The following is an 11,504-nucleotide window of genomic DNA, read 5'->3' as shown; positions in this document are numbered from 1 at the left end:
CGCCGAAGCCCCCATGAGCACCGAAGCCCCCTACCGGGTGGTCGTCAACGACGAGGAGCAGCACGCCCTCTGGCCCGCCGGATCCCCGCTGCCCGCCGGCTGGCGCGCCGAGGGCTTCACCGGCACCGAGGAGGAGTGCGCCGCCCACGTCGACCGCGTCTGGCCGGACATCCGCCCGCTCAGCCTGCGCCGCCGGCTCGCCGAGCAGGCCGCGGCGGCCGGGGAGGCGGCCCGGTGAGCGCCCCCGCCGACCTGCGCCACCGGCTCGCCGAGCTGGTGTCCGCCGCCACCGACGGCGGGCTCACCGTCGCGGACCTCCTCGACTCCGAGGAGTCGCTGACCGCCCTCGGCGTCTCCTCCCTCGCCCTGCTGCGGCTCGCCGACGGCCTGGAGGAGGAGTTCGAGGTGCTGATCGACCTCGGTGACCCCGCCCTGCACTCCGGCGGCCTGACCGCCCTCGCCGCCCGGCTGAACGGTCACGCCGCCGTCGTGGAGCCCACCGGATGAGCGGATCGACCATCGCGGCGGGCCCCGCGACGGCCCTGGCCGTCCCCTTCGGCGGCGCCCGGTCCGGCCGCGCCCCGCTGACCTGGGGCCAGCGAGCCATCTGGCACGCCATCGGCCGCACCGCGCCCAACGACCACTACTTCAACCTCGGCCGGATCCTCCCGCTCGCCGACCGCGGCGCCCCCGTCGACGAGGCAGGGCTGGCCGTCGCCCTCGCCGCGCTGCTCGGCCGGCACGAGGCGCTGCGCACCCGGCTGGTCCTCGACGAGGACGGCGAACCCGGCCAACTGCTCGCCTCCGAAGGCGAGATCGCCGTCGAGGTGCGCGACGAGCCCGACCCCGCGCGCACCGACCGGGCCGCCGAGGAACTGCTGGCGGGCCTCACCGGGCGGCGCTTCGACTACACGGGGGAGTGGCCCGTGCGGTTCGGCGCGGTGCGCTGCGCCGGACGGATCACCCACGCCGTGTTCGCCCTGTGCCACCTCGCCTCGGACGGACACGGCGCCGAGGTACTGGTGCGCGACCTGCGGCTGCTGGTGCGCCGAGGCTCGGCGGGCCGCCCCGTCGCCGTCACCCCCTACGACCTCGCCCGGCAGCAGCACGGCCCCGCCGGGCGCCGCCGGGGCGCGGCGGCGCTGGCCCGCTGGGAGGCGGACCTGCGGCGGATGCCGGTGACGATGTTCCCCGAGCCGGTGGCGGAACCGCTCGCGCCCCGGTTCTGGACCGGGCGACTGGTGTCGGCGGCGCTGCCCCGGGCGGTGGACGCGCTCGCGGCCGTCCACCGGGTCAGCGGCTCCACGGTGCTGCTCGCCGCGGCGGCCGCGCTGGTGGCCGCCGACCGGGGCCACCCGGCGGCGGCCGTCATGCCGATCGCCGGGAACCGGGCCGCCGCCGACCACCGCGACCTGGTCGGCACGCTCTCCCAGGACGCCCTGGTCGTCCTGGACCTGCCCGCCGACCTCGACGGCGGCGCCGTCTTCACCGACCTGCTTCCCACGGCCTGGCGGGCCGCGCTGGCCGGCTACCGGGCGGCCGCGTACGACCCGGTGGAGTGGGACGCCCTGCTCGCCCGGATCGCCCGCGAGCGCGGCACCGAGGTGCACCCGTACTGCTGCTTCAACGACATGCGGCTCGTCGAACGTCCGCTGTCGGCCGACGAGTTGCCGAGCCCGGAGGAGCTGTCCGGGCTGCGCCGGCGGACCGTGCTGGACTTCCCGGCCACCCAGGAGCTGGTGGCCTGCCGGTACTGCCTCCACCTCACCGGCGACGGCTCCGCGCTGACCGTCACCCTCACCGCCGACACCGCGCATCTGCCGCCGGCGGCGATCCACGCCCATCTTCGGGCGATCGAGGAGGTGGTGGTCGCCTCCGCCGCGGGCGCCCCGCCCCGGCTCGCGGCGCTGCCCGGCCTGTTGGGCGGGTTCGCCGCCGGCCAGGCCACCGGCCACCGGGACACGGCCCCGTGACGGCGGCCGGCGCCGGGGGCGTCGCGCGTCCGCTGGCGGCTGCCGAGGCGACCTCCTGCCTCCAGGGCGGCCGGCTCCGCTTCCGGCTCGGCGCCCGGGGCACGGACGGGCGTCCGCTGCGCGGCCGGGTGGTCGTCACCGACGAGGTGAGCGGGGAGGTGCGGCTGAAGGCGGCGCTCGCCGGCGTCACCCGGTGGGACCTCGACGTCCCCGCGCACTGGCCGAGCTCGCTCTACCGGGCGAGCTTCCACGACGAGCGCCCCGAGCGGTCGGCGCCCGAGCGCGACGCCGAGCACGAGGTGTGGTTCGTGGTGCGGGCCGCCCGCCCCGGCGCCGGCTCGGGCATCCTCGTCTCCGTCCCGTTCGCCACCTGGCGCGCCTACCACCGGGCCGGCCAGCCCGGCCGCGGCCTCTACTACGCCGAGCAGCCCGACCGCGCGGTCCGGGCCCGGCTCGACGCGCCCGGCGGCGGGCCGCCGCCGGAGCGCTGGGAGGAGCCGCTGCTTCGCTGGCTGCCCCGCGCCGGGTACCCCGTCGAGTACTGCTCCGGCTTCGACCTGGACGACCGGTCCTTCGCGCAGGCCCTGGCCCGCTACCGGCTGCTGGTGGTCAACGGGCACGACGAGTACTGGTCGGCCGGCATGCGCGACAGCGTCGAGGAGTTCGCCCGCCGGGGCGGCAACCTGGCCTTCTTCGCGGCCAACACGGCGTGGTGGCAGATCCGGATCGAGGACGAGCCAGACGGCGGCCGCTCGATGGTCTGCCACCGCGAGGCCGCCGCCGATCCGGTCACCGCCACCGACCCGCGCCGGGCCACCGTCGAATGGTCCGGCTCCCCGGTGGAGCGGCCCGAGAACGGGATGACCGGCGTCAGCTTCCGCCACGGCGCGGGTGCCTGGGGCGACGGCATGGCCGTGATCGGCCGCGAGTCCTACACCGTCCGCTTCGCCGACCACTGGGTCTTCGCGGGCACCGGACTCGCCGACGGCGACGGCTTCGCCCGGGGCTCGCTCGGCTACGAGACCGACGCCGCCGAACTCGACTGGTCCGCCGGTGTGCCGCGGGCCACCGGGCGGGACGGCACGCCGCGCTCCTTCGCCGTGCTCGCCACCGCCGACCTGCGGCACTGGCGGCGCTACGGGCAGGGCGGCTGGGCGACGATGGGCGTGTTCCGGCTCGGCGCCGGCACCGTCTTCAACGCGGCCACCATCAACTGGGGCCGGGCGCTAGGTGATCCGGTGGTCGACCGGATCACCCGCAACGTGCTGGACCGGCTCGGCGGCGCCGCCCCGGCGCCGCGCTGGCACACCGTCGGCCGGGCGGACGGCGTCCGCGCGCTCGCCGCGTGCGAGGGCCTGCTGTTCGCGGTGGCCGCGGACGGCACCACCCTGCTGCACCGGGAGCCCTCGGACCAGAACCTCCCGTGGACGCCGTGCCCGCAGGCCGCGGGCCAGGCGTCCGCGCCGCGGATCCGCTGCCTGACCGCCCCGCGCGAGGCCGCCGGCCCGATCCCGCTCGCCCTGCTCGCGGTCACCGAGGACGACCGGCTCCTGGTCCGCGACCCCGTCCCCGGTCCGGCCCCCTGGACGCCCGTCGGCCGGACTCCGCCCGGCACGGCCGCCCTCGCGATGTGTGACGGCACCCTCTTCGCCGTCACCCCGTACGACGACACCCTGCACCACCGTCCCGCCACCGACCCGGACGCCCCCTGGCGCCCGCTCTGCGGCGCTGCCGGCGCCACCACCCTCACCGTCCTGGGCGGCCGCCTCCACGCCACCACCCCCACCGGCCTGACCACCCGCCCCCCGACCACCACCCCCGACCCCCCTTTCACCCCCACCACCCCCTTCCCCCCGACCCGCACCCTCACCGCCCACACCGGCCACCTCCTCTCCACCACCCCCACCGGCCACCTCCTCACCCACCCCACCGGCTGACACCCACAAGAACTCCCCCCACCAAGAAGAAACGTTCCCTCACTCGCGGTGTCGGGGCTGATGTGGAGTGGGAAGTCGGCTGGGCCGACTTTCTGCGCGCGTGGGGAAACGTTCCCGCGCTTGCCGGGGTCGCTCCCGCTTCGGAGGAATGCTCCTTCACCCGCCGTGCCGGGGGCTGGTGTGGAGTGGGAAGTCGGCTGGGCCGACTTTCTGCGCGCGTGCGGAAGCGCTTCCGCGCTTGCCGGGGCCGCTCGCACCTCGAAGTTGGGGGCTGGTGTGGAGTGGGAAGTCGGTCGGGCCGACTTTCTGCGCGTGCGGAAACGTTTCTGCGCTCCCAGCTCCGCTGCGGGTGCTGACGGGGTGTCTCCCGGTGTGGTGCCGTTGATGGCTCGGGTGGGCAACAGGTCTGGACCGCTGTGGAGTTGAACCGGCCGGTCAGGTCGGCCGAAGGTGCTCTTGCCCGGCCGGGCGCGGCTCGGGGAGGATCGGGCGCATGCGCGACCGGGACGGGGACGGATCAGAGGGCAAGGAGCCGGGGCGGGGCGGAGGGAAGCCGCAGGACGCCCGGAACGCGGCGGAGTTCGCCGCACTGCTGCGGGAACTGAAGGAGCGGTCGGGGCTGTCCTTCCGGCAGCTGGAGGAGCGCGCGGCCGAGCGCGGGGAGGTGCTGCCGCGCAGCACGACGGCCGATCTGCTGCGGCGCGACACCCTGCCGAGGCAGGAGGTGCTGCTGGCCTTCCTGCGGGCCTGCGGGGAGGACGCCGACACCGGCGCCTGGCTCGCGGCGTGGCAGCGGATCGCCACAGGCCCCTGCCCGGAGCCGGACGAGGACCCCGCCGCCCCCGCACCGCCGCCGCCTCCCGCGCGCCGACCGGGACCCCGGCTGCTCGCCCTCGCCGCTGTCGCGGCAGCGGCCCTGCTGGGCGGCGGCGCCTACCTGCTGACGGCGGACGACGGGGCGGCGGACCGGGCCGCCCCGGGCCCGGGCGCCCCGCCGTCCGGCACCTACCGGATCCGCTCGGACGCCTCGGGCCTGTGCTTCTCCGAACGCGAGGACGAGGGCAAGGGCCACGTCTACCAGGCGGACTGCGCCGCGGCCTTCCCGGTGTACTCCCTGGAGCCGCTGGACGCCGGGCTGTTCCGGCTGCGCTCGCTGCACCCGGTGTTCGGCTACGGCTGCCTCGGGGTGGACAAGGGCAGCACCCGGCCGGCCGCTCCGGCGGCGGACGACTACTGCGGCGGCCGCGGCATCTCGGAGCGCTTCCGCCTGGAGCCGGCCGCGGGCGGCGGCTTCCGGATCGTGCCGCAGCACAGCGGCTCCTGCCTGACGGTGCCGGGCGGGGCCGATACGACGGCCCGCACCCCGGTGGTCCAACTGGCCTGCGATCCGGCCGAGTCCGGCCAGGTGTTCCGCTTCGAGGCGGTGCCCGCCCCCACGTCCGTCCCCGACATCACCGCCCCGCCCCAGGCGTACTGACCAGCGGCGATGGCGACCGCTCCCGGCCGGGGGCGGCGGGGCGGTCCGGTACGGTGTGGGCGAGGAGAGGAGGGCGGGGCGGATGGCCACGGTGCCCGAGGACGGTCTGAGCGCGGACGAGGCGGTGCGCGCGATGCTGCTCCTGATGCCGAGGGTGGCGGCGCGGTTGAAGCGGACGCCGGTGCCGGAGGCTTTGGGTTCGGCGAATCTGGCGCCCCGTCATCTGTCGATGCTGTCGTACCTGTTGTTCGACGGGCCGATGCCGGTGAACCGGTTGGCGGCGCGGTTGGAGGTGGCGCCGACGACGGTGAGTCTGATGGTGAGCGATCTCTGCCGGCAGGGGGTGGTGGAGCGCAGGGAGGATCCGGGGGACCGGCGGCGCACCATCGTCGCCATCACCGGGGAGCCGGAGACCAGGGCGGCGATCGAGGGCTGGCTGGCCAACGGCGCGGCCGCCTGGCGCCGCGCCTTCGAACCGCTCGCGCCCGAGGAGCGCGCCCTGTTCGTCCGCACCATCGAGGCGTACGAACAGGGCGCCGCCGGCCCCGCGCGGGCCGGGGGCTACCGGTCGACCGGCATCGACATGTAGACGGCGCGCTCGCCGTAGCACTCCGGGACGGCCACCTCGCGGTGCGCGCGGTAGCCGAGCAGGGTGAGCAGGATGTCGGTGCGGCGCACCGCGACCATCGAGATCCGCTCGAAGCCCCGCCGGCGCGCCTCCTCCCGCAGGTGCCGGATGAAGCGCAGGGCGAGGTCCCGGCCGCGCAGTTCCTCGGTGATGACGAGGTCGTGCACATGGAGGTTGGCCGACTCGAAGACGGCCTCCTCCGGGCTGCTCAGGTCCGGGCACCGGTAGAGCGGGTACGGCAGGCTCAGCAGGTAGCCGACGACCAGGCCGTCGTGTTCGGCGACGTAGCAGGTGTCGGGCGAGGCCTGGCCGCGGGAGTACAGCGCCTCGCGGCCCTCCGAGAGGCCGTCGGCGGCGTACGCGGCGGCCTCCAGCTCCACCACGGCGTCCCAGTCGCCCTCCGCGAGCCGGCGGAACACGACCGCCTCCGTGACGCCCGATTCCGTACCGGTGGCCGCCGTCATCCGCGCACCGTTCCGGTCGGCTCGGCTGCGGCCAACTCGGTTAGCAGGCGGGCGTGTTCGTTTCGGTCGGCGGCGTGCACGGCCCCCGTTGCGAGGGTCGTGATCATCGCGCCGCGGGCCCGGTCGGCGGGCAGGGCGGGGCGGATTCTTCTCATGCCGCTTCTCCGATGGGTGAGCTGAGTGGTCGTCGGATGCCGAGGGGGTGATCCGCCGGGCCCCGAGGGGCGCCCGCCCGCGGCGGGACCGGGGCCGCCCCCACAGCGCCGCGTCCCGGGCCCGCCGGGGGGCGCGGACCTGGGACGCGGTGAATTCGCGCTGCTGACAAGCGCGTTCACCAGGCCTCAGGCGATTCGAAGCCCGGCCTTCCGACTACGGTGGACTAGACCAACAGGGGTGTCAACGCGGGTCGCCCGCACAGTCCCCGCCGTGCCGCTCCACACTGCCCGAACGGGCAAGCGTCCCGCCCGGGGCGGACTCCCGGACCCGCTCCGGCAGGGGGTCCTGGCGCAGGATGGCGCGGTGGACCCCGGCGAGCTCCGCGCCGGGCTCGATGCCGAGCTCGTCGACGAGCCGGCGGCGGGTCCGCTGGTAGAGCGCGAGCGCCTCGGCCTGCCGACCGGTGCGGTACAGGGCCTGCATCAGCAGCGCCTGCGGCTGCTCCCACAGCGGGTGGCCGGAGGCCAGTCGCCGAAGCCGCGCCACCGCCTCCTCCGACCGGCCGAGTGCGAGGTCCGCCTGGGCGACCAGCTGTTCGGCGCCGAGCCGGAGTTCGTCCAGCCGGGCGGCCTCCCACTGGAACGCGGGCAGGCCCTGGAGCTCACCCAGGGCGGGGCCCCGCCAGAGTGCCAGCGACTCCCGGGCCGACACATGGGCGGCGACCGGGTCGCCGGCGGCGAACGACGTCCGGGCGTCGTCGAGGAGCCGCTCGGCGCGCCGGTAGTCGAGCTGGTCGTCCTGGACGACGAGCCGGTAACCGGACGGGCCGCCGAGCAGGTGCGGCGCGGATCCGCCGGTGTCGCCCGGGCGGGCCAGGGCGGTGCGCAGGCGGGAGACGTAGCTCTGCAGGGTGTTGAGCGCGCTCGCGGGCTCCCGCCCGCCCCAGACGTTGTCGATCAGCGGCCCGACCGGCACCGGGCGGCCGGGGGAGAGCAGCAGGGTGGCCAGCACCGCCCGCTGGCGGGTGCCGCCGATCGGCAGGCTCCCGCCGTCGAACCGGATCTCCAGCGGGCCGAGGGCGCGCAACTCCCAGGCCCCGCCCGCGCCGTACGCTCCGCCGTCGGCCCGGCAACCCGCTCCGTCCGCCCGACCGCCCACTCCACCGGATCTGCCGCCCGCTCCGCCGCCCGCGCTGCCGATCACGCTGCGCCACCTTCCATGTCGTTCGTGTTCCCGGTTGTTCCAACCGTGAGCGAGCAGCGTGCTCTCTGCGCGTAGACGGCCACTCAACAGCGACTAAACGCTTGACCGTGTGCAGACTTCGTTGACGATCCAGCGCCGTTCTACCCGGCTTCTCCTCCTCGTGTACGCGTCATGCACGCCGGTTGCACGCGGTTTGCACGCGCCGACGGACACGCTCTGTGGCGGATGACGGAACCCCGGACCGGACCGGACCGAGCGGTTCACCGGCAGACCGGGCAGACCGGACAGACCGAGAGGGGACGAGATGGACTTCCGCGACCGCACCATGGTCCGACTGGCCGATCCGGAGCAGCGGGACCGGCTGTTCGACCAGCGGTCGCTGGAGAACCTGGTGGCGGCCGGCTACGAGACGGCCGCCGATGTGACCGGCCCGTACCGGGCGGCCTTCGACGAGCTGCGGCTCGGCGTCCGCCTGGATCGCCCGGTCACCGCCGAGGGCGGCTGGTCCGCGCCCGGCGGAACCCGCCAGGAGGGGCGGTTCACCCTGACCGGCCTCGCCGCCGGGCCCACCGCCGACGTGCTGTGGCGCGGCAGCGTGACGGTGCGCACCGGCGCCGGCGTCGACCGGGTCGGTGCCGTGGACGCCGCGCCCCACGCTCCGGCCGACGGGCCGGAGCTGACGGTCCGCTACCGGCCGGGCGCGGGGGCGCCCCGCCCGGTGGTCCTGCCGGTGCTGGCGGCCCTGCTGGTCCGCGAGTCGGTCCGGCCCGCCGACCTGCTGGCCGAGAGCCGGGCGCTGGCCGACGCGCTGGGCGCGCTCGGCGCGGCGCCGGCGCCGGGGCCGGTGCCGCCGGCGCCGCGCGGCCGGGCCCAGGTCGGCTGGCTGGTGCCGCCGGCGGTGTTCGACGACCCGGACTGGCCCGGCGGCGCCGCGGCCGCCGGCCCCGCCGAGCAGCGCGCCGCCCGCGCGGCGGCGGCCGGGCGACTGCTCGCCGCCCAGGGAATCGCCCTGCTGGTCGTCCCCGACACCGCGACATCCCAGAACTGACCGCTTCCACCGACCGGTTCACCGGCGGGAGAGCAGGAGAGGAAAGCCATGCCCACTGCGTACCCCTTCGTCGACATCGAGATCGACAAGTCCGGGCTGACGCCCCGCGTCCAGCCGTCCAGCGGGGTGATCGCGATCGTCGGCACCACCCCGGACGGCGCGAGCGGCGGCGGCGCCGCCGTCAACGTCCCGTACGTCGTCACCACTCCGGACGAGGCGCGCGCCCTGTTCGGCCAGGACACCGTGCTGCAGAAGGCGCTGCTGCTCGCCCTCACCCAGGACCGGGTGCCGCAGAAGATCTACGGCGTGCGCGCCAAGGGCACCGAGCACGCCGCCGGGCTGGCCGCCCTGGAGGCGGTCGACGACGTGTCGGTGGTCTGCCTGGCCGGCGTGACCGACATCGGCACCGACACCCCGCCGGCCGGCCTGCTGGCGCTGCGCGCGCACGTCGAGGAGATCTCCGCGAAGGGGCTGCGCCGGATCGGCGTCGCCATGATCGACCCCAAGGTGGAGAAGGCGCCGGACTACGTCGCGAAGGTGGTCACCCCGGCGCTGCTCAAGCTGCGCAGCGACAGCGGCCGGATGGTCCTGGTCGCGGCCCGGGGCGCGGACGGCGACGTCGCCGCCGCCACCGCCGCGGTGATCGCCGCCCACCCGCCGCACGTCTCGCTGCTGCTCAAGCAGGTCAAGGGGGTGCGGATCGCGAAGGAGAAGCAGTACGGGCCGTCCGAGATCATCGAGCTCTCCAAGGCCGGCCTGAACCCGGTGATCGACCCGGCGCTGATCGCGGGGGAGGGCCTTCACCTGGCCGAGGGCCAGACCTTCACCACCGACCCCGCGTACGGGTACATCGACCTGCGGCGGGTGGTGGACCACGTGGAGTTCCTGCTCCGGGCCGGGCTGATCGGCAGCGTCGGCGACGCCCGGATCACCCGCACCGGCCTGACCATGCTCAAGCAGCGCACCGAGGGCATCCTCGGCGGCCTGCTGCGCGAGGCGGTCATCGCGGGGTTCGAGGTGCGGATCCCGGTGCTGGAGGTCCTCGGCCGCCCGGAGACGGAGTGGACCCAGGCGGACCGGGACGCCGTGCGCGCCGCGCGCGAGCAGCGGGCGGTCGACGTCCAGACCTCGATCACCTACGGCCCGGCCGTGCACCGCCTGCACGTCAAGCTCGCCGTCACCTACTAGCCACCCGCCAACGCCGAGGACCCTGGGAGCCCGCCACCATGGCCGACTGGAACACCCGCCTGGCCGTCGCGTACATCGACGACGCCGGCAAGAGCGCCGAGATCGCCCCGATCGACTCGATGTCGACCACCTTCAACCTCAACGCCGAGCCGCTGCACTCGCTCGGCGCGACGCACATCGGCGTCGTCTACCAGCCGTCGCAGGTCAACTTCTCGATGACGGTGAAGGCCATCGGTCCCGCCGCCGCCGAGCTCACCGCGATCGCGCTGCGCGGCGGCCGCTTCGACATCGTCCTCCAGGAGCAGTCGGGCACCGACTGGTCCTTCCGGACCGTGGTCATGTCGGACTGCGTGATCACCGCCTCCGCGCAGTCGGCGAGCGTCTCCGGCGCGCCGACCGCGACCTTCTCCGGCTTCTCGCTCGCGGCGAAGGTCGAGGGCAAGTCCGGTCCGGCGGTCGCGATCCCCTGATCCGCGCGCCCGCCCGGCCCGACGCCGGCGGCCGCACCCGGCCGCCGGCCCGGCACCGCCGGACGCCGACCCGGTCGGAGCCCGGCCGGGTTCCGTTCGACCGGACCCCGCGACCGGGGACCGCCCGACCGGACCCCGCACCGCCAGAACCCGCCACGAACCGAGGAGCGCACGTGCCCGAGGCCGCGCACTACCACTTCCCGGTGGAGATCGAGGTCGCGCACGCGCCCGAGGTCGACCACCAGGCCATCGCCGACCTCGTGCTGGAGCGGCTCACCGCCCAGCTGGAGGCGCTCGATCCCGCCCCGCGCCGGGACTGAGGGGGGGAACCGATCGTGTCCAGTTTCCAGCGGTACGGGCCGCCGTCCCTGGTCCTCTCGGACGGGCTGGCCACCGTGCCCCTGTGGGCGGTGACCAGCCTGGACCTGAGCCGCCAGTACACGTACGAGCGGATCGGGCCCGCCGAGGTGCGGGAGACCGTCGTGGTCTCCGGGCTGCTGGTCGGCGCCGAGCGGTTCGCCTGGAAGGCGGCGCTGGAGGCGCTGGCCGAACACGACACCGGGACCGGCGCGTTCGCGGCCGGGTCCGCGCTCGCCGGCCTCGGCGAGGCCGGCGCGGGGGCCGCGGACCGGCCGCTGACCCTGCTGGCCGAGTCCACCATCCGCACCGACCTGCGGATCGTCTCGCTCTCCTTCGCCGAGCGGGCCGAACGCCGGGAGGTCGTCGAGGTCTCGCTCACCCTCGCCCACGCGCCCGAGTGGAAGGGCGGACCGGGCGCGCCGGCCGACGCGGCGGTGGCGGGCCTCTCGGCCCTCGCCGACTGGGAGGGCCGCCGGGACCGGGACGGCCGCCGATGACCTCCCACCTCCGTGCCCCGACGAACCGACCCGCGAACCGGACGAACCGCCTGGTGAACCGAACGAACCGCCCGACCCCACCGATCCGCCCGACCCCACCGAA

Annotated in this window: 13 protein-coding genes; 11 read left to right on the top strand and 2 right to left on the bottom strand. The window is 75.9% G+C overall.

What is annotated here, in order from left to right; genetic code table 11:
* Positions 1-13: 13 nt before the first annotated feature.
* From ACFVFS_RS16385 to ACFVFS_RS16360, 6 genes are all read left to right on the top strand, one after another.
* Entirely contained in the window at positions 14-238 is a 225-nt protein-coding gene (locus ACFVFS_RS16385) for an MbtH family protein (protein ID WP_380624572.1), read from the top strand.
* Positions 235-507 (top strand): hypothetical protein, encoded by a 273-nt coding sequence (locus ACFVFS_RS16380; RefSeq protein WP_380624570.1) that lies wholly within the window; start codon positions 235-237, stop codon positions 505-507. Before ACFVFS_RS16385 ends, ACFVFS_RS16380 begins: the two co-directional genes overlap by 4 nt.
* Complete coding sequence (locus ACFVFS_RS16375; protein WP_380624568.1) at positions 504-1,973, top strand: condensation domain-containing protein; 1,470 nt, start codon at positions 504-506, stop codon at positions 1,971-1,973. Before ACFVFS_RS16380 ends, ACFVFS_RS16375 begins: the two co-directional genes overlap by 4 nt.
* On the top strand, positions 1,970-3,910 hold the full coding sequence (locus ACFVFS_RS16370) for a N,N-dimethylformamidase beta subunit family domain-containing protein (protein ID WP_380624566.1): 1,941 nt from the start codon (positions 1,970-1,972) through the stop codon (positions 3,908-3,910). Before ACFVFS_RS16375 ends, ACFVFS_RS16370 begins: the two co-directional genes overlap by 4 nt.
* A gap of 493 nt (positions 3,911-4,403) precedes the next feature.
* On the top strand, positions 4,404-5,387 hold the full coding sequence (locus ACFVFS_RS16365; RefSeq protein ID WP_380624564.1) for an RICIN domain-containing protein: 984 nt from the start codon (positions 4,404-4,406) through the stop codon (positions 5,385-5,387).
* Positions 5,388-5,469: 82 nt separating this feature from the next.
* Entirely contained in the window at positions 5,470-5,976 is a 507-nt protein-coding gene (locus tag ACFVFS_RS16360) for a MarR family winged helix-turn-helix transcriptional regulator (protein WP_380624562.1), read from the top strand.
* Here ACFVFS_RS16360 and ACFVFS_RS16355 read toward each other — a convergent pair.
* Together ACFVFS_RS16355 and ACFVFS_RS16350 are read right to left on the bottom strand one after the other, a co-directional pair.
* Positions 5,949-6,479, bottom strand: a complete 531-nt coding sequence (locus ACFVFS_RS16355; protein ID WP_380624560.1) for a GNAT family N-acetyltransferase — start codon at positions 6,477-6,479, stop codon at positions 5,949-5,951. The genes ACFVFS_RS16360 and ACFVFS_RS16355 overlap by 28 nt on opposite strands.
* Positions 6,480-6,875: 396 nt before the next feature.
* On the bottom strand, positions 6,876-7,838 hold the full coding sequence (locus ACFVFS_RS16350) for a BTAD domain-containing putative transcriptional regulator (RefSeq protein WP_380624558.1): 963 nt from the start codon (positions 7,836-7,838) through the stop codon (positions 6,876-6,878).
* Between the two features lie 304 nt (positions 7,839-8,142).
* On the opposite strand from ACFVFS_RS16350, the gene ACFVFS_RS16345 reads away from it, so the two are divergent.
* The 5 genes from ACFVFS_RS16345 to ACFVFS_RS16325 all read left to right on the top strand — a co-directional run bounded on the left by ACFVFS_RS16345 (position 8,143) and on the right by ACFVFS_RS16325 (position 11,401).
* Positions 8,143-8,886: a hypothetical protein gene (locus ACFVFS_RS16345; RefSeq protein WP_380624556.1), complete on the top strand. Its 744-nt coding sequence runs from the start codon at positions 8,143-8,145 to the stop codon at positions 8,884-8,886.
* Between the two features lie 48 nt (positions 8,887-8,934).
* Positions 8,935-10,074 carry a hypothetical protein gene (locus ACFVFS_RS16340; protein ID WP_380624554.1) on the top strand — a complete coding sequence of 380 codons (1,140 nt, stop codon included), beginning with the start codon at positions 8,935-8,937 and terminating at the stop codon, positions 10,072-10,074.
* Positions 10,075-10,112: 38 nt separating this feature from the next.
* On the top strand, positions 10,113-10,544 hold the full coding sequence (locus ACFVFS_RS16335; RefSeq protein WP_380624552.1) for a hypothetical protein: 432 nt from the start codon (positions 10,113-10,115) through the stop codon (positions 10,542-10,544).
* Between the two features lie 173 nt (positions 10,545-10,717).
* A complete protein-coding gene (locus ACFVFS_RS16330; protein ID WP_380624550.1) occupies positions 10,718-10,864 on the top strand; it encodes a hypothetical protein in 147 nt (48 codons plus the stop codon).
* Between the two features lie 15 nt (positions 10,865-10,879).
* On the top strand, positions 10,880-11,401 hold the full coding sequence (locus tag ACFVFS_RS16325; RefSeq protein ID WP_380624548.1) for a hypothetical protein: 522 nt from the start codon (positions 10,880-10,882) through the stop codon (positions 11,399-11,401).
* Positions 11,402-11,504 lie beyond the last annotated feature (103 nt).

This window comes from Kitasatospora sp. NPDC057692 (genome assembly GCF_042799475.1).
Taxonomy (GTDB): Bacteria; Actinomycetota; Actinomycetes; order Streptomycetales; family Streptomycetaceae; genus Kitasatospora.
This window is presented reverse-complemented; position numbering and strand designations above follow the sequence as displayed.